The organism is Leifsonia sp. NPDC058292 (genome assembly GCF_042880955.1).
Classification (GTDB): Bacteria; Actinomycetota; Actinomycetes; order Actinomycetales; family Microbacteriaceae; genus Leifsonia.
The window spans coordinates 50,930-70,721 of record NZ_JBHVYL010000020.1; the positions used below are offsets into that span (position 1 = coordinate 50,930).

Annotated in this window: 16 protein-coding genes; 10 read left to right on the top strand and 6 right to left on the bottom strand. The window is 68.9% G+C overall.

Annotated features, from left to right (window positions below; genetic code table 11):
• Positions 1 to 459: 459 nt before the first annotated feature.
• From ACFVWR_RS12275 to ACFVWR_RS12300, 6 genes are all read right to left on the bottom strand, one after another.
• Positions 460 to 2,703: a TIM-barrel domain-containing protein gene (locus ACFVWR_RS12275; RefSeq protein WP_387212067.1), complete on the bottom strand. Its 2,244-nt coding sequence runs from the start codon at positions 2,701 to 2,703 to the stop codon at positions 460 to 462.
• Positions 2,700 to 3,863, bottom strand: a complete 1,164-nt coding sequence (locus ACFVWR_RS12280; RefSeq protein WP_387212070.1) for a glycoside hydrolase family 15 protein — start codon at positions 3,861 to 3,863, stop codon at positions 2,700 to 2,702. The genes ACFVWR_RS12275 and ACFVWR_RS12280 overlap by 4 nt, the downstream gene beginning before the upstream one ends.
• 103 nt (positions 3,864 to 3,966) lie before the next feature.
• The gene (locus ACFVWR_RS12285; RefSeq protein WP_387212073.1) at positions 3,967 to 5,211 is read right to left on the bottom strand and encodes an ABC transporter substrate-binding protein; all 1,245 of its coding nucleotides are present in this window, start codon (positions 5,209 to 5,211) and stop codon (positions 3,967 to 3,969) included.
• A gap of 76 nt (positions 5,212 to 5,287) precedes the next feature.
• Positions 5,288 to 6,103: a carbohydrate ABC transporter permease gene (locus tag ACFVWR_RS12290; protein WP_387212076.1), complete on the bottom strand. Its 816-nt coding sequence runs from the start codon at positions 6,101 to 6,103 to the stop codon at positions 5,288 to 5,290.
• A complete protein-coding gene (locus tag ACFVWR_RS12295; RefSeq protein ID WP_387212080.1) occupies positions 6,096 to 7,067 on the bottom strand; it encodes a carbohydrate ABC transporter permease in 972 nt (323 codons plus the stop codon). Before ACFVWR_RS12295 ends, ACFVWR_RS12290 begins: the two co-directional genes overlap by 8 nt.
• Complete coding sequence (locus ACFVWR_RS12300; protein WP_387212083.1) at positions 7,064 to 8,278, bottom strand: ROK family protein; 1,215 nt, start codon at positions 8,276 to 8,278, stop codon at positions 7,064 to 7,066. Before ACFVWR_RS12300 ends, ACFVWR_RS12295 begins: the two co-directional genes overlap by 4 nt.
• Positions 8,279 to 8,391: 113 nt before the next feature.
• On the opposite strand from ACFVWR_RS12300, the gene ACFVWR_RS12305 reads away from it, so the two are divergent.
• From ACFVWR_RS12305 to ACFVWR_RS12350, 10 genes are all read left to right on the top strand, one after another.
• Complete coding sequence (locus tag ACFVWR_RS12305; protein ID WP_387212086.1) at positions 8,392 to 9,261, top strand: LysR family transcriptional regulator; 870 nt, start codon at positions 8,392 to 8,394, stop codon at positions 9,259 to 9,261.
• A 161-nt stretch (positions 9,262 to 9,422) separates the two neighbouring features.
• Positions 9,423 to 10,712: a sugar ABC transporter substrate-binding protein gene (locus tag ACFVWR_RS12310; protein WP_387212089.1), complete on the top strand. Its 1,290-nt coding sequence runs from the start codon at positions 9,423 to 9,425 to the stop codon at positions 10,710 to 10,712.
• A gap of 4 nt (positions 10,713 to 10,716) precedes the next feature.
• Positions 10,717 to 11,688, top strand: coding sequence for a carbohydrate ABC transporter permease (locus ACFVWR_RS12315; protein WP_387212092.1), 972 nt, complete (start codon positions 10,717 to 10,719; stop codon positions 11,686 to 11,688).
• Complete coding sequence (locus ACFVWR_RS12320) at positions 11,685 to 12,512, top strand: carbohydrate ABC transporter permease (RefSeq protein WP_387212095.1); 828 nt, start codon at positions 11,685 to 11,687, stop codon at positions 12,510 to 12,512. Before ACFVWR_RS12315 ends, ACFVWR_RS12320 begins: the two co-directional genes overlap by 4 nt.
• Positions 12,509 to 14,068: a glycoside hydrolase family 3 protein gene (locus ACFVWR_RS12325; protein ID WP_387212098.1), complete on the top strand. Its 1,560-nt coding sequence runs from the start codon at positions 12,509 to 12,511 to the stop codon at positions 14,066 to 14,068. Before ACFVWR_RS12320 ends, ACFVWR_RS12325 begins: the two co-directional genes overlap by 4 nt.
• Entirely contained in the window at positions 14,065 to 15,357 is a 1,293-nt protein-coding gene (locus tag ACFVWR_RS12330; RefSeq protein ID WP_387212101.1) for an anhydro-N-acetylmuramic acid kinase, read from the top strand. Before ACFVWR_RS12325 ends, ACFVWR_RS12330 begins: the two co-directional genes overlap by 4 nt.
• Entirely contained in the window at positions 15,354 to 16,274 is a 921-nt protein-coding gene (locus ACFVWR_RS12335; RefSeq protein WP_387212104.1) for an N-acetylglucosamine kinase, read from the top strand. Before ACFVWR_RS12330 ends, ACFVWR_RS12335 begins: the two co-directional genes overlap by 4 nt.
• On the top strand, positions 16,267 to 17,232 hold the full coding sequence (gene murQ, locus ACFVWR_RS12340; RefSeq protein ID WP_387212107.1) for an N-acetylmuramic acid 6-phosphate etherase: 966 nt from the start codon (positions 16,267 to 16,269) through the stop codon (positions 17,230 to 17,232). The genes ACFVWR_RS12335 and murQ overlap by 8 nt, the downstream gene beginning before the upstream one ends.
• The gene (locus ACFVWR_RS12345) at positions 17,222 to 18,124 is read left to right on the top strand and encodes a MurR/RpiR family transcriptional regulator (RefSeq protein WP_387212110.1); all 903 of its coding nucleotides are present in this window, start codon (positions 17,222 to 17,224) and stop codon (positions 18,122 to 18,124) included. The genes murQ and ACFVWR_RS12345 overlap by 11 nt, the downstream gene beginning before the upstream one ends.
• Positions 18,121 to 19,761, top strand: a complete 1,641-nt coding sequence (locus ACFVWR_RS12350) for a beta-N-acetylhexosaminidase (protein ID WP_387212113.1) — start codon at positions 18,121 to 18,123, stop codon at positions 19,759 to 19,761. The genes ACFVWR_RS12345 and ACFVWR_RS12350 overlap by 4 nt, the downstream gene beginning before the upstream one ends.
• Positions 19,762 to 19,792: the final 31 nt, after the last annotated feature.

A 19,792-nucleotide genomic window follows, 5' to 3' on the forward strand; every position in this document is an offset into this window, starting at 1 on the left:
CCCCTCCTGGTGGCAGAGCTGGTTGTGTGGGGGACGCTACTCGCGAATCGTCGACGCAAGGTCGGGTGGGTTCTGCGCGCGTCGGGGATGGACTTTGCAGGTTTACCGCCGGTGATGACGGCTACACGATTCGCGCGGTGGTGTCGCGCAGAATCGCTCGCCTTGCCCGAAGTACGCGCCGCTCTCATGAGTTCGTTTGACTAGTGCTTCGCTCTCGCCGCTGATCGGTGCCGGTGCCGGGTGCCGGGTTCGCGGCACAGCCGGTATTGGGACGAGCAGGCATGCAATCGCTTGCCAGCAAAACGTACCGGCACGGCTGCTCGCGCGCGGTCCGTTTGCTCGCCGACTCTCGGCGCTCTGATCCCTCTTCACATCGTCTGCGCTGTCCTTATGGGACTCGACCTCCTGCTGGTTGACCGGCCAAACCGAGACGCGTGCGGCGATCGACGCTGTGCTCCGCTAGAACAGTGGCAGCATCCTCTCGGCGGCAGACCGTCGCACGAAGACCGGGATCGTGTCGAGCGGAACGTCCACGGTGACCGTCGTGCCGCCGTCGAACTGTTCGCCGGTCCACGCATCCACCCAGGCGCCGGCCGGCAGGTAGACCGGCCAGGTCGTCGCACCCTCGGAGAGGACGGGGGCGATGAGCAGATCGTCTCCGAGCATCCACTGCGGCTCCGTCGACCAGACCGCGGGATCGGCCGGGTGGTCGAAGTAGAGGGGGCGCATGAGCGGTCGCGCGGTCGCGATGGTAATCGCGGCCTGCTCTGCGAGATAAGGCACGAGCCGTTCGCGAAGTTGCGCGTATCGGCGGAAGATCGGGATGACCCGGTCATCGCCCGAACGCTCCTGGATGTTCCACGGGGTGCGGTCGCGCGACGGCGTGCGGTGATGGTTGAACTCGGAGTGGTACTGCATGATCGGCACGAACGTCGCCGCCGCCGAGGAGCGGAGGAACAGCTCGGCGCTCGGCACGTCACCGGAGAAACCGGCAAGATCCCAGCCCCAGTAGACGATGCCGCTGGCCGCCGCGGAAAGACCGGCGACCATCGACCAACGGAACGCTTCCCAGGTGGAGTTCTCGTCGCCGGCCCAGAACGCTCCGTGCGCCTGCGAACCCGTGAACCCGGCACGGCTGAACGTGACGGGCGCCTTGCCCGCCGAGCGGAGCAGGTCGCCGTAGGCGGCAGCGTACGCGACCGGGAAGGTGTTGTTCTTCTCGTCGCCGCGCCTGCAGTCGAGATAGACCAGGTCGCTGCCCCAGGCGTGCTCACCACCGTCGGTCTTGAAGCCGTCGACGTCGATCTCCTCGACCAGGTAGCGGCGCTTCTCGGTCCACCAGTGGGCAGCGCGCTCGTCGGTGAGGTCTGGCATCAGCCCGAGCGGGAACCACCAACCGCGGTTGCGGTAGGGGCGCAGACTGCCATCGGGCGCCTCCTCCAGGATGAGGACGTTCTCGCGGATTGCGGCGGCCGCGTCGGCGGCGACCTGGTCGCGGGGGTGGGGGCGCATCTTGATCAGGGGAATCTGCCACAGGTGCAAGCGGATGTCCCTGGCGTGCAGTTCGTCCGTCATCGCCTTAGGGTCGGGCCAGGCGCCGTCGGCCGGAAACTCGAAGTCGGCAAGGCGGTGCGGTGCGCCGTCTTCTGTCACAGCGGCGCGTGCATCCCGGAACGCCGTGAAGGTGCTCTCGTCGCTCCACGCCTCGATCACCACGGAGCCGACGGGGATGTCGTGCTCGCGGTGCAGGTCGACCTGGCGTATGACCTCGGCCTGCGTGTTCCACTCGTTGCCGCTCGCCCACAGCCGGAACACCCAGTCGGGCAGTTCCGTCGGCGAGCTCGCTTGGGCGAGGAAGCCGCGCAGAACGTCGGTCGGTGAGCCGTCGAAGAACGCGACGGTGAGCAGGTCCGCTCCGGCCGCATCGTATGGCGCATCGACCTCCGCCTCCACCTGCAGCTCCGACGGAGTGGACGCGCCGATGTCGAACCACACGCGGCGCGACGTCCTTACGTGAAAACCCCATCCGTCGCCGCCGACGACGTGGGCGAACGGCATGGGCAGATACGTCTTACGCTCTGCGCCCTGGTTCTTGTACTGCTCGAACACCACGGAGTCGAGCTGCGCGCCGCGGTGGTCGAGGGCGTCGTAGCGTTCACCGAATCCGGTGACGTGCTCGCCGTCGGCGAGGGGCACGGCGAAGCGGATGCGCCTGGCCCGCTCACCGTCGTGGAGCACCGAGACCGAGCCGGGGACGATTCGGGATGCGCCGGTAGCTGCGACACCGGCCTCGACGGGCTGCCACCGGGCGGCCCGGAAGGTGAACCAGCGGGTGCGCTCGGTGCGTCCGTCGGTGTGGCCCGCGGTGAAGCGGTAGCGGTAGGTGCCGCCGAAACGCAGTTCCGGCGTCTCGACCTGCCAGCCGCCGACCGCGCGCGCGAGCCGGGCCTGGGCGGAGGCGAGATGGCCGCCGTCCTCTGTGCGTCCGCGCGAGGAACTGGCTACGCGGGCGAGGGGGAGGCTCTGCGTCTCGATGGTTCCCGCCTCCGGACGCCACTCGAATTCGGCCGTCACTGTCTCCACGGTTCCGCTCGCACGCACGCCGAGCACCGCGGTGGCTCCCGCCTCGGGCACGACCGGCGAGCGCTGCTCGGTGTCGACGGAGTACGGGTGGCCGGAGCCGGAGGGGCGGTGGCGGATCATCGGGTCGGTCCTTCCGAGAGGGGCTGAGAGTCGAGCGTGCGTGCGGAGTCGAGTTCGACGGCGAGGCGGATGAGCATGGCGTGGCTCCACAGGAGTGGGGTGGCGACGGTGCCCCACCGGTCGATCCACTCCTGGCGCATGCCGGGCGCGATCAAATGGCCATCGACCTGCTCGGGGAGTTCGAGGGCAGGCGTCGCGGTTGAGGCAACCCAATCGAGCAGCTCCGCGGCACGCTCGGCGTTGCCGGCCGCGGTGTGTGCGAGACCGAGGAAGCAGCTGAGAATGGGCCACTGGCCACCGCCGTAGAACGTGTCGCCGAGGTAGCGGTGCACGCCGCGTTCGACGGTGAGCTGTCGCTCGAGCGCGTCGACAGTGGCTGCGGCGAGTGGCGACCGTGCGTCCACCACTCCGAGCGGGGCGACGGCCGCAGCGAGGCTGCCGTCGACCGTTGCGACGTCGAGCCATTTGGTGAGGTGGCCGTCACGCACGCCGCGGTCGGCGATGACGCCGCCGATCGCCCGGGATGCGGCGATGGCTTCGTCGGCGCGCGTGCCGGTGATCAGCCCCGCCCTCACCGCCGCGCTCAGACCGGCCGAGACACACGCAAGCGTTGACACGTGCACGTGCTCGCTGTGCTCCTCCCACCAGTCGTAGCAGGGGCGGGCCCAGGAGCAGACGAGATAGTCGACCGTCAGCTCGGCCGCCTTCTGCCAGGGCGCGAGGTCGAGTCCGTGCCGGGCGGCGTGGGCTACGAGAGCCCAGAGCCACGTGCCGTACCCGTCGAGCTGAAAGTCCCACCACTCGTCCGTGCCGTCTTGGCCGTCGTAGGTGAACCGCGCGGGCAGCATGCGGTCCCCGCTCGGTGGCCGGCCGGCGCGGGTCTCGTCGACGATCCAGTCGATGTGATCGGCACGCGACGTCAGCACCCCCGCGCACCAGCCGAAGAACGCGGTTGCCGAGCGTTCGTCGCCGTAGGCGGACATCCCGTCGGCGATGAATGAGCCGTCACGAAACCAGCAGTAGCCGGCGTACGCGGAAAAGGTCGGGCTCGCCGGGTATGCGCCCTCGGGCGTCTGCAACACCTCGATCAGCCGGTGACCGAATGAGGCGAGCTCTGCGATGCGAGCGAGCTGAACCGGCGGGGTGGTGGTGATGGGCACGACGGCCTTTCTGGATGGAGTTTCGGATGCGTGAATCGCAAGTTGCGTGGTCCGGCCGGTCCCGGGGGGGGGTGCCCGGCCGGGCCACGGGTGGTGCGCGGTCCTACTTGAGGAGCGCGTCGACCTGCTTCGCGGTCGTCGGGATCGTGTCGGCGGTCTTCGACCGGCCTGCCGCGATCTCGCCGAGCGCGTTCGTCACGTCGTCCTGGACCTTCTGCGAGTTCGAGCCGAGGTTCGGGGCGGTGGCGATGTGCTCGAGCGAGTCGAACACGGCCTTGCGGTTCGCCGGCGTTCCGGCCGTGAGGTACGGCTTCAGCAGGGACTCGTCAGAGATCGCGGGAAGCTCCCAGCCTGCCTTGAGCCGAACATCCACCATCGTCTTCGAGCTGGACAGGTAGGTCGCGAACTTCTGCGCGGCATCCTTGTGCTTGGAGTCGTTGGATACGGCGGCCGCGTTGGAGAACGTGGCGCTCGCCTTCTCCGTGTCACCGGGCTCGACCGCGACATCCCAGCCGAACGGAAGCGTCCCGAGGGTGCTGAACATCCAGATGCCCGTGTGCCACATGGCGAGTTTGCCCGACTTGAACAGGTTGGAGTCGAAGTCGGGTGTGCCTGCTCCGTCTGCGGCGGAAGGCATGGTCACGCCGCTCTTGCCCGCGAGCCAGTCGGCGGCCGTCTTCCCCTCGTCGGAGTCGAAGTCGGACTTCTTGCCGTCCTTCGTCAGGAACGAGCCACCCGCCTGCTGCACAGTCTTGTAGTACTCGTTGTAGGTGATCGGCTGGTAGTCGCCCCAGACGCCGGCTCCCTTGTCGGTCAGCTTCTTCGCGGCCGCCTCCTCATCGGCCCAGCTCCACGAGTCGGTCGGGTACGCGATGCCCGCTTTGTCGAAGAGGTCCTTGTTGTAGAACAGCACCACGTTGGAGAACGACGTCGGCAGGCCGTACTGCTTGCCGTCGGTCTTGTATGTGTCGAGCACCGAGGTGCGATACGCCGCGGAGTCCACCCCGTCGAGCGGGGCGAGCACTCCGTCGGCCGCCAGGTTGGCGTAGCTGCCGAGGTCGACGTCGAACACGTCGGACTGCGTGCCGGCCGAGAGGTCGGTCTGCAGCTTGGTGAAGTAGTTGGCGTAGTCGGTGGTCGACACCTTCACGGTGATCTCCGGATTCGCCTTCTCGAACGCGCTCACGATGGTGGCGAGGTTCTTCTCATTGCCGCCGTTCGAGATGAAGTTCGAGTATGTGATGGTCGTCTTTCCTCCGTCGGAGCCGGATGCGCTGCATCCGCTCATCCCGACGGTGGCGAGGGCTGCGACCGCGAGTGCTGCGGTCGCGGCGAGTTTCTTGTTCATGTGTTTGCCTATCTCCTTTGATACGGATGGTGCGATTGCTGCTGCGGTGACGGGTGGATGTGGTGGGGAGCGCGGGCTACTTCAAGCCGGTGCCTGCGACGCCCTGGACGATGTATTTCTGGGCGAAGACGTAGAGCGCGAACATCGGGATGATGCTGACGACCGATCCGGCCATGAGCACGTCCCACTGGGTTGAGAACTGTCCTTGCAGGCTGGTCAGCGCGACGGGAAGCGTCTGCATCAACGGGTCGCGCAGAATGATGAGCGGCCAGAGGAAGCTGTTCCAGGTGTTGAGGAAGCCGAAGACCGCGAGGGTGGCGAGAGCCGGGCGCACAAGGGGGAGCACGATCTGGAAGAACACCCGGAAGTGGCCTGCCCCGTCCAGTGTCGCCGCCTGGTCGAGTTCGTAGGGGACCGTGCTGATCGCCTGCCGGAGCAGGAACACCCCGAATGCCGAAGCGATGGTCGGGAGGATGGCGCCCGCGTACGTGTTGATGAGGCCGAGCGACTTCATCTCCACGAACAGCGGGACGATGAGCACCTGGAACGGGATCATCATCGTCGCCAGGTAGAGCACGAAGATGGCGCCACGGCCGCGAAATGGCATCCGGGCGAACACGTAGGCGGCCATCGAACTGGTGACCAGCTGGAAGAGGGTGCTCACCACGGCGATGAGCACGCTGTTGAGGATCACCTGCCCGAACGGCACCCGCTGGAACAGCTCGACGTAAGGCGCGAACGAGGGGTTGTCCGGGATGAGCTTGGGCGTGCTGGTGAGGCTCGCGCCCGGGCTGATCGAGGTGACGATCGTCCAGACGAAGGGGAATACCATGACGAGCGCACCGAGGATGACGGCGGTGTAGAGCGAGATCTTCGCGACCGGGTTACGCATAGTTCACCCACTTCTTCTGGCCGAGGAACTGGATGAGCGTGACGATCAGGATCACGATGAACAGCAGCCAAGACAGCGCGGACGCCATACCCGCCTGTCCGTAGCGGAACGTCAGGTCATAGACCTCCTGCACGACAACCCGACTCGAGTTGTTGGGGCCGCCGCCCGTCATCACGAACACCTGGTCGAACACCTGGAAACCGTTGATGAGCGAGAGCACGATCACGAAGAACGTGGACGGGGAGAGCATCGGGAGGGTGATGCTGAACAGGCGACGCCACCAGCCCGCTCCGTCGATCTCGGCGGCTTCGTACAGGTCGGGGTTGATGGTCTGCAGACCGGCGAGGAGGATCACCATGACGAAGCCGAGATCCTTCCACGCCGACGCGAGGATGATCGACGGCATCGACCAGGCCGGGTCAGCCCACCAGCCCGGCCCGTCGATCCCGACCAGCGAAAGCGCCCAGTTGACAACGCCGACGCTCGGGTTGAGCAGCCAGCGCCAGACCAGCGCCACGACCACCCAGCTCGTGACCACGGGGAGGAAGTACACGCCGCGCAGAAACGCTCGGCCCTTGATCCGGCTGTTGAGGGCCAGAGCGAGCGCCAGTCCGCCGACGTAGACGATCGGGAGGTAGCCGACGATGTAGTAGAGGGTGTGGAGGAAAGCCTGCTGCGTGCCGGGGTCGGAGACGAGTGCCGCGTAGTTGTCGAAGCCGACCCATTTCATCGGCCCGATCAGGTTCCACTCGTGGAAGCTCGTCCACGCGGCGGCGATCATGGGCCCGATTGTGAACGCGAGCAGCGGGATCAGGCTCGGCAGCAGGAAGACGGCGACGATGAGGAAATAGCTGAGGCGCTTTCTGCCGGTGCGCCGGCTGGGGCGAGTACCGGCCGGCGACGGCGGTGTGCGCGTCGGAGTGCGGGGAGCGCCAGTGACCGGGCGGAGTCCTGACACGGTCATGGCCGCACTCCGGCGCTCGACACCAGCCGTTCGCGCATCAAGCGCCCCTGCTCACCCGCGACCCCGTGCGTGTCGAACGGCGTCGCGAGCACGAGTGCCGCCGCGCCCTGCGCCCACCGGTCGTCCTGCCAGGTCTCGACGGCCACCTCGACGCCCCTCTTGCCCGGAACGAGGGATGCGCGAAGCGACGGCTCGAAGGCCGATGCCCAGTGCTCCCACGCCTCGACGCCCTCGCCGAGGAGCACGACGAGTTCGGGGTCGAGCATGTTGACGACGCCGGCGAGCGTGCGGCCGAGCAGGCGACCCGCCTCCGCGAAGACTTGAACGGCAGCGGCGTCTCCGGCGTTGGCCGCTTCGCGCACCTCCCGGATGCTTGCACTCGCCGGCACCGCGCCGGCCTGCACGGCGGCTGCGACCAGGGCGCTCTCCCCGATGAACGCCTCGAGGCAACCGACGTTGCCGCACTGGCAGAGCGGTCCGCCATCGGCGACGGGGATGTGGCCGATGTCGCCCGCGCCGCCCGCGCGCCCGCGAAGGATGGAGCCGCCGGAGACTATGCCGGCACCGACGCCGGTGCCGATCGTGACGACGAGGAAGTCTGCGCAGTCGCGTCCCTGCCCGAACAGGCGCTCGGCCACGCTGAGCGCGTTCACGTTGTTCTCGACGACGACCGGAAGGTCGAGCGCCCGGCGGAGGGATGCGCCGAGCGGAACCTGGTTCCAGCGCAGCTGTGTGGAGTCGACCACACCAATTCCCTGCTCGTCGACGGTGCCAGGGATACCGACGCCGATGCCGAGCAGCCGGTTGTCCCCGCCCTGCTCGATGAACGTGCGAGCGAGGTCTATGAGCGCCGAGGTCGCGAGTGGCGACATCGCGTCGAACGGCTCGGTGGCCGATCGCAGCACGGAGCCGTCGATGCCGACCTCGACGAAAGCGACATGGTCTGCGACGACCTTGACGCCGATCGCGCAGGCGGTGCGGGCGACGACCCCGAGCATCCTGGCCGGCCGGCCGCCGCTTTGCGTGGAGGAGGTGTCGAGTTCCTCGATGAGCCCTTCGGCGAGCAGATCGCGGGTGAGTTGAGTGACGAGAGCGGGCGAGACGCCGAGCATCCTGGCCAGGTCGGCACGCGAGGCCGGCCCCTGGCCGCCGAGGTGGGCCAGGATCGCCGTGCGATTCACGTCGGTGCGTGAGGGAGATGTGTGCGCCATTGCATCCGTTTCTTCAGAACTAAATAAACCATAAAAGATAGTCGTGAAGACGTCAACTCACATTCCATCAGTGGAGTGAATGAACGACCCCGATTCAGACGTACGATTGCTGAATGGAACTCAGGCAGCTCGAGCACTTCGTCACCGTCGCGGAGGAGAGACACTTCACCCGGGCGGCCGAGCTGTTGCAGATTTCGCAGTCGGGGCTCTCGGCGAGCATCCGGTCGCTGGAGCAGGAGTTGGGCACGTCGTTGTTCATCCGCAGCACCCGCCGGGTCGAGTTGACGACGGCGGGGCAGGCGCTCCTCGCCGACTCCGTGCGCACGCTCGCGAGTGCGGCCGCGGCGCGCAACGCCGTCGCGGCGGTGCGGGGGCTGGTGCGCGGGCGGCTCACGATCGGGGCCGAGCCGTGTCTCGGGTCGGTGGATCTGCCGGCCGAGCTCGCGTCGTTCCGCACGGCCAACCCGGGCGTCGAGGTGCGGTTGCGCTACTCGGGGTCGGTGGAACTGGTGGATGCGGTGGCCGGCGGGCGAGTGGATGTGGCGCTCGTGGTCGACACGGGTCACACGCCCGCGGGGGTTCAGCTTCGGCCGCTGAGCACGCAGGAGATGCTGGTGCTGTGCCATCCGGAGCACCGGTTCGCGGCCGAGCGGAGCATCCCGCTGGAGCGGCTTCGCGGTGAGCCGCTGGTGGGATTCCAGGAAGGCTGGGGCGCGCAGGCGCTCGCACGGCGTGCGTTCGCCTCGGCGGGGTTCGACTACCGGGCGGCGATGGAGGTCAACGACGTGCATCCTCTGCTCGACCTGGTCGGCTACAACCTCGGGGTGGCGATCGTTCCGGCGAGCTTCGCGAAGAAGCGGCCGGATGCGCTGACGGCGGTCGGACTTCTGGGCGAGGTTCCCGCGTGGACCGTCGCGGTGGCTGTGGCCGACGAGCCGAGCCCGGCCGCGGGCGCGTTCCTGCGCCAATTGCAGACCGCGTAGGCGCTGCGCGGCGGCGATGAATCGTCGCCGGACGCAGCCGTAACAAACTCTTTACACGCAGCCTCTGGAAATAACTTGCAGAGCGAGCGCCAATACCGGAGACTATTTCCAATCCATTCCGGGGGGCTCGCCCCCAACAGTTTCAAAGAGGAGATTGCACCATGAAGAAGCGCTATCTCTCCATCGCCGCACTCGCCATCGCTGCGCTCGGGCTCACCGCCTGCTCCAGCGGTACGAGCGGCGACGGAGGCACGGTCGACGCGAAGGGCCAGAAGCTCAACGTGTGGATCATGCAGGGCACCAACCCCGACTCGACCGCGTTCTTCGACAAGGTCGGCGACGCCTTCAAGAAAGAGACCGGCGCGACGCTCAACGTCGAGTTCGTGCAGTGGGCCGACGCCCACGACCGTTTCGTCACCTCGATCGCGGGCAACACCACACCCGACGTCGCCGAGACCGGCACCACCTGGACGGCGGAGTTCGCCGACGCCGGTGCGCTGTCGCCGATCACCGACGACGTGAAGAAGGCCGGCATCGAAGGCGACCTGGTGAAGGGTCTCAAGGAGTCGGGCACCTACGACGGCGACCTGTACGGGATGCCGTGGTACGCGGGCGTCCGCTCGATCGTGTACCGCTCCGACGTGTTCGACGAGCTGGGGCTGAAGGCACCCACCAGCTGGGACGACATCGTCGCCGCCGGCGAGAAGATCAAGGCGGCCAAGCCCGACATGATCCCGTTCGCCGTTCCAGGCAACGCCGAGTTCGGCGTGTACCCGTGGGTGTGGGGCGCGGGCGGCGACGTCGCGAAGCTCGAGGGCAAGAAGTGGGTCTCCGGGATGGACAGCGCCAAGTCACGCGAGGGCATCCGGTTCTACACCGACCTGGCCACCAAGTACGGCTTCTCCACTTCCGGCGCCACCACCTGGAAGGAGACCGACGTGCTCGACAACTTCAACCAGGGCAAGGTGGCGATGGCCATCCAGGGTTCGTGGACTCCTGCCACGATCGTGCAGAAGAACCCGGACCTGAAAGGCAAGATCGCGGCCGCGCCCATCCCGGGCAAGGAGAGCGGCATCAGCCCCTCGGTTCTCGGCGGCTCGCACCTCAGCATCTTCAACACGGCCAAGAACAAAGCGTTGGCCTGGAAGTTCGTCGAGCTGATGACCACCGGAAAGTACGCCAGCGAGTGGGCGTCGCAGACCGGATACTTCCCCGGGCTCAACTCCCTGCTCGAACCGGCCCAGAAGTCGGACGACCCGCTGGTGAAGCCCTTCGCCACCCAGATGGTCGACGGCGGTGCATCGGTTCCCGTTACGCCGCAGTTCGGCGCGGTGCAGGCCAAGCAGACGACCAACGCGATGATGCAGTCCATCCTGTCGGGGCAGAAGACGGTCGACCAGGCCACCTCTGACGCCGCGAAGGAGATGGACTCCATCCTGAACGGAAAGTAGTCCCGTGTCCGTTGACGTTCCCACCCGCCCGTCGGCCGTGCGCTCCGAGCGCCCGGCCGGCGGGGGTGCGCCGAAGCGCCGCCGCCGACGCCTGAGCATCGCGCGGCCGTGGCTGCTGCTGGTGCCCGCGCTGCTGGTGCTCGCGGTGCTGCTGCTCTGGCCGCTCATCCGGGTCGTGCTGTTCTCGCTGCAGGACTACGGTCTGCGGGAGATCGTCAGCGGCAAGACGAACTTCATCGGACTCGCCAACTACGCCGAAGTCTTCGGCAACTCCACACTGTGGACGGTCGCGCTGCCCAACACGGTGCTGTTCGCCATCCTGTCGGTGTCGGGCACGGTCATCCTCGGCACGCTCGTCGCTTTGCTGATGGCCTCGCTCGGCACTTTCTGGCGCACCATCGTGGGCAGCGCGATCATGATCGCCTGGGCCATGCCGGCGGTCACCGGCACCTATGTGTGGGTGTGGATCTTCGACGCCGACAACGGCATCGTCAACCAGACGCTGAAAAGCCTGGGCCTGATGCACGAGTCGTACAACTGGTTCACCAACCCGGTGAGCTTCTACGGCATCGTGCTGCTGAACATCATCCACCACGGGTTCCCGTTCATCGCGATCACCGTGCTCGCCGGTCTGCTCGGCGTTCCGAAGGAGATGCTGGAGGCGGCCGAGATGGATGGGGCCGGCGCGATCCGCCGCTTCTTCAACATCATCGTGCCGTCGCTCAAGCAGGTGTTCGCCGTGGTGATCATCCTGTCGACCATCTGGGACTTCAAGGTGTTCGCGCAGGTGTACCTGATGCCGGGAGGCGCGGGCTCCAACCGGTCGGTGCTCAACCTCGGCGTGTGGTCGTACGTCGAGTCGTTCGGCCAGAACCGTTACGGGTTCGGCTCGGCCATCGCGGTGCTGCTCACCCTGGTGCTGCTCGGCATCACGGTGATCTACGTGCGCACCATGCTCAAGGAGGACAAGCTGTGACGCGAACGATCCGCGGCAACGTCGTGAAGGCCGTTCTGGTCACGCTGCTGCTCGTCTTCACCCTCTTCCCGGTCTACTGGATGATCTCGAGCGCCTTCGACAAGAAGGCGTCGAGCGGCGGTCAGTCGCTCATCCCGCGGGAGTTCACGCTCGACAACTTCACCTACGTGCTCACGCAGGGCGGGTTCGACGTGTTCCTGCGCAACTCGGCCGTCGTCGCGGTCGCGGTGGTGGTGCTCGCGGGCATCGTCGCCCTGCTCGCCTCCGTGGCCGTGGCGCGGTTCAAGTTCAAGTTCCGCACGGCCATCCTGTTCATCGTGCTGACGGTGCAGATGGTGCCGCTCGAAGCCCTGGTGATCCCCCTGTTCGTGCAGGTGCGCGACCTGGGGCTGCTCAACCAGCTGCTCGGGCTCGTGATCGTCTACGTGGCGCTGTCGCTGCCGTTCGGCATCTGGATGCTGCGCGGCTTCGTCGCCGCGGTTCCGGTCGAGCTCGAAGAGGCGGCGTACCTCGACGGAGCCAGCTGGTGGCGCATGTTCCGCTCGGTGCTGTTCCCGCTGGTCATGCCGGGCCTCGTTGCCACGAGCGTCTTCTCGTTCATCACCGCGTGGAACGAGTTCATCTTCGCTATGACGCTGCTGGGCGGCGCGACCGACAACTACACGGTGGCGATCGGCCTCAAGCAGTTCTTCGGCGAGCACTCCAACGAGTGGGGCTACGTGATGGCGGCGTCCACCATCATCACCATCCCCGTGATGATCTTCTTCGTGCTGGTGCAGCGCAAGCTCTCCAGCGGTCTCGTCGCGGGAGCCGTGAAGGGATGAACCACAGCACCGATCCTGCGGTGCGCGCGCTCGTCGCCGGCACGCTGTGGCCCGGCTTCTCGGGCCGGAGCGCGCCGGACTGGCTGTTGCGCGAGCTCGACGCGGGCCTTGCCGGGGCCGTGTACTTCGGGCACAACATCGACGCCGCAGAGCCGGAGCAGCCGGCTGCCCTCTCCCGGCAGCTCAAGAATGCTCGGGCGTCGGCCCTGATCGGGGTCGACGAGGAGGGCGGAACCGTGACGCGCCTCGAAGCGGCCCACGGCTCGACGCTGCCCGGTGCGGCTCAGCTCGGCCGGGTCGACGATGTGGCCGTCACGCGCCTGGTCGGAAACGAGCTCGCGCGTCGGGTGCGGGCTGCGGGCGCGAACGTCGTGCTCGCCCCGGTGGCGGACGTGAACACGAATCCGCGCAACCCGGTGATCGGAGTGCGGTCGTTCGGCAGTACGCCCGGTCTGGTCAGCCGCCATGTCGCGGCGATCACCGACGGCATCCAGGCGGGCGGCGTCGCAGCCTGCGCCAAGCACTTCCCCGGCCACGGGGACACGGTGGTCGACTCGCACCACGGGCTCCCACGCGTGGAACTCGATCGGGCGACGCTCGCCGCCGACCACCTGCCGCCCTTCGCGGCAGCCGTCGAAGCCGGGATCGCCGCGGTGATGACCTCGCACGTGGTGGTGCCCGCGTTCGGCGAGCTACCCGCCACGCTCAATCCCGAACTGCTCCGAACACTTCGCGAGCTGGGCTTCGGCGGCGCCATCGTGACCGACGCCCTCGACATGGCCGCGATCCGTGCCGAGTTCGGCGCCGGACGCGGCGCGGTGCTGGCACTCAAGGCCGGTGCCGATCTGCTCTGCATCGGCAATCCGTCCGATCTCGGGCCCAAGCGGGGACGCACCGACGACCTCGCCGACTACCTCGAGGTGCGGGATGCGGTGCTCGCCGCCCTCGACGACGGCGAACTCTCAGTCGCCGACATCGAACGTGCTGCGCGCTCGGTGGCCGGGCTCGCGGAATGGGTGGCGGCCGGCGACCGGGTGCCCGCTCCGCAGGGTGCGGGTCTCGACGGCGCGGCCGTGGTGCGCTCGGCGATCCGGGTGCCGGAGGGTGACGCCGGTATCCCGCTCGACGGACTCCACGACGCCGGGGGTGTGACGGTGCTCGACCTGCGCGACAGGGCGACGATCGCTGTGGCCTCCACCGCGGATCCGTTCACCGAGGCGTTCCGCGCCCTGGCCCCCTGCGAGCGCGTCGGGGTCGGGCCTCTCCCCGGTCGCGATGTGGTCGGCGTTCTCGCCGACGCGCTCGCGCATATTCCGGTCGATCGCTTCGTCGTGGCCCTCGTGGATGCGGTGCAGCCGGGCAGCCCGCAACGCCGCGCGCTGAAAGTGCTCGCGGCGGCGCGGCCCGGCAGCATCGTGGTGAACGCCGGGATGCCCGCGGACGAGCCGCTCGCCGTTCCGACGATCGACGCGTTCGGTGTCAGCCGCGTGACCGCCGGGGTCGTCGCCGACCTCGTGGTCGGGCGGTCGGCGATGGCTGGGGGAGGCCCGCGATGAGGATCCTCTCTCTGCAGTCCGGCACCTCGGCCGACGGCATCGATGTGGCCGTCGCCGACGTGACCGCGCTCGACGAGTCGGACTCGCCGGTGGTAGGCATGCAGCCCGTGCTCGCGCGCACGGTGCCGTGGTCGCCGCCGCTGCGCGAGCGGCTGCTCGCAGCCGTAGCGGGCGAGGCGCTCACTCCCGCCGAGTTCTGCGAACTCGACACGCTCGCCGGTCAGGAGTTCGCGGCCGTCGCCGTGGCTGCGGCCGACGCTGCCCGCCCCGGTTCCGGCTCCGCCGCCGGCGGGATCGATCTCGCCGTGTCGCACGGGCAGACCCTGTATCACTGGGTCGCCGACGGGCACGCCCGCGGAACACTGCAGATCGGCGAGCCCGCGTGGATCTCCGAAGCGCTCGATCGTCCGGTGCTGTCGAACCTGCGGTCGGCCGACATCGCCGCCGGCGGTGAGGGCGCGCCGCTGATGGGGCTCTTCGATCGTGCCTGGCTCGCGGGAGAGGCCGAGTCGTCGGGGAGGCCCGTCGCCACGGTCAACCTGGGCGGCATCGCGAACGTGCAGATCGTGTCGCCGGGCGGGGGCCTCGTCGCCTTCGACAGCGGCCCGGCCAACGCGCTCATCGACGCCGTCGTCGCCCGCGCGACCGACGGGCGCGAGACCCGCGACCAGGATGGCGCGCTCGCCTCCGCCGGGCGAGTGGACGAGAGGGTGCTCGCCGAGCTGCTCGCGCATCCCTATTTTCTCGCGGCGCCGCCCAAGAGCACGGGGCGCGAGACGTTCGACCTGGCGGTGGTCGACCGGGCGGTCGCGGCGGCGGGCAACGCGGGAGGCACGTCGCCGGCGCTCGGCGACCTCGTGGCGACGCTCACCGCGCTCACGGCGCGCACGGTGGCGAACGCCGTGCGCTCGGCGACCTCCGTTCCGCCGGCGCGCGCCATCGTCTCCGGCGGCGGAGTGCACAACCCGGCGTTGATGCGAGCGCTGACGGCCGTACTCGGGCTGCACGGCATCGCCGTCGGCACGAGCGACGAGTGGGGAGTGCCCGCCGACGACAAGGAATCGTTGCTGTTCGCTCTCGTCGGCTTTCTGAGCTGGCACGGCATCCCCGCCGACCTGCCCGGCACGCCGGCGGGCGCCGCTCGGGTTCTCGGCCGGCTCACACTGACCCCGCAGACCACACTCGGGCCGCGGCTGCGCGGGATCTCGGGGCTGATCGTCGCCCACTCGACCGCCGCCGATCAGACCATCGCCGATCAGACCATCGCGAATCCCCAGGAGGATCGGTGACCGACACCATGACCAGAACCGCGACAGTGCTCGCCGTCGACCTCGGAAAGACGAGCTGCCGCGTGCGCCTCAGCACCGATGGCGAGGTCGTGACCGAGGCGCACGGGATCGGCGCACCCGGGCTGGCCGACGCCCACGGCGCGCGACTCTCGTTCGAGGCGATCGCGGATGCCGTCGACCAGCTGGACGCAGACCTGCCCGCCGGGGTGCCGATCGGCATCGGCGCTGCGGGCAGCGAGGCGGCGCCGGCCGCGGCCCACGCCCTCATCGGGCTGCTGCGGGAGCGCTTCGCCGGCCCGATCGCGATCATCAACGACGCCCTGGCAGCGCACGCCGGCGCCTTCGCGGGCGCACCAGGAACCATGCTGATCGCCGGCACCGGCGCCGTCGTGTTCGCGGTCGATGACAAGCGCCGCATCGGTCAGGTCGACGGCTGGGGGCCCTGGCTCGGCGACGAAGGCAGCGGGCAGTGGATCGGGCGGCACGGGCTGATGGCCGCGGTGCGAGCCCACGATCGGCGAGGACAGCACACGGTGCTGCTCGCGCTCGCGACCGATCTCACCGGTGACATCTCGACGCTGCCGCACTGGGTCTCCGAGACCGGGGCGCCTGCCCGGCAGCTGGGAACGTTCGCGCCGACCGTGCTCGACGCAGCGAACTCGGGAGACGCCGTCGCCGTCGAGATCGTCGAACACGCGGCCGCGCACCTCGCCGACACCTGCGCCGCCGCAGGACTCGAGAACGTGTGCGTCGCGGGTGGGCTCGCCGCGCATCCGTTCCTCGCGGCACGCATCGCCGCCGCACTCGAGGCACACGGCCTGCGCCAAGTCGAACCGGCGGGAGACGCCCTCACGGGCGCACACCTCGTCGCGATCGACCGCACGCTGCCGTACGAAGAAAGGATCCTCCGTGGCTGAGCCGCACACCATCGACGACCTCCGGGCGACGCTCGGAACCCTCTCCACCGAGGCGGTGAGCGACCGCTACGGCGACCTCGACCTCATGACCGTCGAGCAGCTCGTCGAAGGGATGAACGCCCACAACGCCGAGGTGCCGGTCGCCGTCGCGCGCCAAACGCCCGAGATCACGGCAGCGATCGACGGTGTCGTCGACGGCATGCGCCGGGGCGGGCGCCTCATCTACGTGGGCGCGGGAACGGCCGGGCGGATGGGCATCCTCGACGCCAGCGAGATCCCGCCGACATTCGGGGAGTCGCCCGAGCTGGTCGTCGGTGTGATCGCCGGGGGGCCGGAAGCCATCCAAACGGCGGTCGAGAACGCCGAAGACGACGCCGAAGCGGGAGTGGCCGCGCTGACGGAGCTCGGGCTGCGCGCCGAAGACTCCGTGGTCGGCATCTCGGCCTCGGGACGCACGCCATACGTTCTCGGCGCGCTCGCCTACGCCCGCGAGGTCGGAGCCTTCACCGTCGGGCTCTCCTGCAACGGGGGCTCTCCACTGGGTGCCGCCGGGGATGTCGGCATCGAGGTCGTGGTCGGTCCGGAGATCATCACCGGCTCGACCCGGCTCAAGGCGGGCAGCGCCCAGAAGCTCGTGCTGAACATGATCAGCACGATCGCGATGGTGCGGCTCGGCAAGGTGCACGGCAACCTCATGGTCGACATGCGTGCGACGAACGACAAGTTGCGGGCCCGGTCGGAGCGGACCGTTATGCTGGCCACGGGCGTCGACGCGGAGACCGCTGCGCGGGCGCTGGAGGCGACCGGCGGCTGGATTAAGGCGGCGATCCTGATGACCGAGACCACACTCGACGCCGGCGAGGCCGTGCGTCTGCTCACCGAGCACGGGGGCAGACTGCGCGACGCGCTCGCCGCGGCCGGCGCAGGAACGCGTGCAGAGTCGACGCATGTCGGCTGACGTTCTCTCGGCCGTGCGCCAGGCCCTGCCGCGGCTCAGCGCGGCCGAGGCGCGGGTGGCCCGCACGGTGATGGATGCCCCCGCGCGCGTGGTCGACCTGACCATCACCGAACTCGCAGCGGCGTGCGACACGTCGCAGGCGACGGTGGCCCGCTTCTGCCAGGGCCTCGGATACTCGGGCTATCGCGACTTCCGTCTCGCGGTCGCGGCGGCGACGAGCCGCGAGCAGGTCACGCGCGAGCGCTTCGAACTCACCGAGAGCGAGATCGATCCGGCCGACACCGTGCAGGAGGTGGTCGCCAAGATCGCCTACCAAGAGACCCTGGCGATCGAGCAGACTGCGAAAGAGCTCGACACGGTCACACTCGACGCCGTCGCTGCGGCCATCGTGGCCGCTCCCCGCGTCGACGTGTACGGAGCGGGATCGAGCAGCCTCACGGCCCAGGACCTTCAGCAGAAGCTCTCGCGCATCGGCATCACGGCCTTCTGCTCGGTCGACTCCCACCTCGCCCTCTCGTCGGCTGCGCTGCAGAAGCCCGGCAACGTCGCGATCGGTGTCTCCCACTCGGGGCTGACGGCCGAGACGAACCACGCGCTGGCGGTCGCGCACGCGGCAGGGGCGACCACCGTGGCGATCACCAACTTCCCCGACTCGCGCATCGCCGACGAGTGCGACTTCGTGCTCACGACCCAGGCGCGGGAGAGCCTCTACCGCTCCGGTGCGATGGCGAGCCGCATCGCACAGCTCGCACTGGTCGACTTCCTGTTCGTGCGCATCGCGCAGCAGCTCTACGACCAGATGACGGAGTCGTTGCGCCTGACGTACGAAGCCGTGAAGAGCCAGCGACTCGCGCCCGAGCGGCACCGCACATCCCACGAGCCCGCCGAATGACCGCCGCGGCCCGGCTGCTGCCCCGCCCGGCGAAGGTCGCCGAAGGCGGGGGAGAGCTCGTGCTGACCGACGGCATCCGGTTCACGGTGTCGCCCGGTGCCGAAGAGCCCGCCGCGTGGCTGTGGTCGGTGCTCACCACGTCGACCGGCTACAGGCGGATCGAGCGCGATGCGGTCGGAACGGGCATCCGGCTGGAGATCGATCAGGAGCTCGCCGAGGCGGCGGGCGCCGAGGCCTACCGGATGAATGTCACCGACGACGGCGTGCGCATCGTCGGCGGTGGAGCGGCAGGAGTGTTCTGGGGTGCGCAGGCGTTTCTGCAGCTTCTGCCGGCCGAGGTGTACCGCCGGTCGCGGGTGTCCGGCGTGCGCTGGGCGGCGCCGACCTGCGAGGTCGAGGATGCGCCCCGCTTCGCCTGGCGCGGGGTCATGCTCGACGTCGCCCGTCACTTTCTGCCGAAGCACGAGGTGCTGCGGTTCGTCGATCTCGTGGCCATGCACCGGCTCAACGTGCTGCACCTGCACCTGACCGACGACCAGGGCTGGCGCATCCAGATCGACCGGTACCCGCGCCTCACCGAGGTGGGCGCCTGGCGGCGCGAATCGCAGGTCGGCTACGGCAAGGATGCGCCGGGCGACGGCCGCCCGCACGGCGGCTTCTACACGCAAGACGATCTGCGCGAGATCGTCGCCTACGCAGCAGCGCGGGGGATCACCGTCGTTCCCGAGGTCGAGTCGCCCGGGCATGTGCAGGCGGCGATCGCGGCCTATCCGGAGCTCGGGGTTCTCACCGAGCCGCTCGAGGTCGGCACGCGCTGGGGCATCATCCCCAACATCCTCAACGCCGAGGAGAGCACCGTGGAGTTCTTCACGAACGTGCTCGACGAGGTGCTCGACATCTTCCCTTCGCCCTACATCGGGGTCGGCGGCGACGAGTGCGTGAAAGACCAGTGGCGGGCGGATGCGCGTACCCAGGAACGTATGCGCGAACTCGGCGTCGTGACCGAGGAGGAGTTGCAGAGCTGGTTCATCCGGCGCCTCGACGACCACCTCACCGCCCGAGGCCGGCGGCTGTACGGGTGGGACGAGATCCTCGAAGGCGGGCTGGCGCCGGGAGCGACCGTGGCGGCGTGGCGCGGCGAGACGGGAGCGGTCGCGGCGGCGCGCGCCGGACACGACGTGGTGCTGTGCCCCGACCACACGCTCTACCTGAACTACCGCCAGTCGGAGTCGCCCGAGGAGCCCATCCCGCTCGTCGTGCCGATCACGGTTCGAGACGTGTACGACTTCGACCCGCTGCCGGCCGCACTCACGCCGGATGAGGCGCGGCACGTGCTCGGCGCGCAGGCCAACCTGTGGACCGAGTGCATGGACTCGCCGCGCACGCTCGACTATTTCGCGTTCCCGCGGCTCTGCGCGCTGGCGGAAGCCCTCTGGTCGACGGGGCCACGCGACTTCGAGGCGTTCTCGGAACGTCTACAGACGCAGCTGGCGCGACTGGATGCGGTCGGGGTCGAGTACCGGCGCGAGACCGGCCCGCTCCCGTGGCAGACGAGGCCGGGCATCCCGGGCCGCATCGACACCCGCGAGCAGCGCGCCGCCGAGATCGCCACCCTGGTCGCCGGCCTCGGAGACTGACGCATCGAGGGGTCCCAACACGCCGTTGAGC

Coding starts and splice junctions, on each gene's coding strand:
- ACFVWR_RS12325 (WP_387212098.1), top strand. CDS start 12,509: ATGAACCACAGCACCGATCCTGCGGTGCGCGCGCTCGTCGCCGGCACG.
- ACFVWR_RS12350 (WP_387212113.1), top strand. CDS start 18,121: ATGACCGCCGCGGCCCGGCTGCTGCCCCGCCCGGCGAAGGTCGCCGAA.
- ACFVWR_RS12330 (WP_387212101.1), top strand. CDS start 14,065: ATGAGGATCCTCTCTCTGCAGTCCGGCACCTCGGCCGACGGCATCGAT.
- ACFVWR_RS12310 (WP_387212089.1), top strand. CDS start 9,423: ATGAAGAAGCGCTATCTCTCCATCGCCGCACTCGCCATCGCTGCGCTC.
- ACFVWR_RS12290 (WP_387212076.1), bottom strand. CDS start 6,103: ATGCGTAACCCGGTCGCGAAGATCTCGCTCTACACCGCCGTCATCCTC.
- ACFVWR_RS12345 (WP_387212110.1), top strand. CDS start 17,222: ATGTCGGCTGACGTTCTCTCGGCCGTGCGCCAGGCCCTGCCGCGGCTC.
- ACFVWR_RS12285 (WP_387212073.1), bottom strand. CDS start 5,211: ATGAACAAGAAACTCGCCGCGACCGCAGCACTCGCGGTCGCAGCCCTC.
- ACFVWR_RS12295 (WP_387212080.1), bottom strand. CDS start 7,067: ATGACCGTGTCAGGACTCCGCCCGGTCACTGGCGCTCCCCGCACTCCG.
- ACFVWR_RS12305 (WP_387212086.1), top strand. CDS start 8,392: ATGGAACTCAGGCAGCTCGAGCACTTCGTCACCGTCGCGGAGGAGAGA.
- ACFVWR_RS12300 (WP_387212083.1), bottom strand. CDS start 8,278: ATGGCGCACACATCTCCCTCACGCACCGACGTGAATCGCACGGCGATC.
- ACFVWR_RS12275 (WP_387212067.1), bottom strand. CDS start 2,703: ATGATCCGCCACCGCCCCTCCGGCTCCGGCCACCCGTACTCCGTCGAC.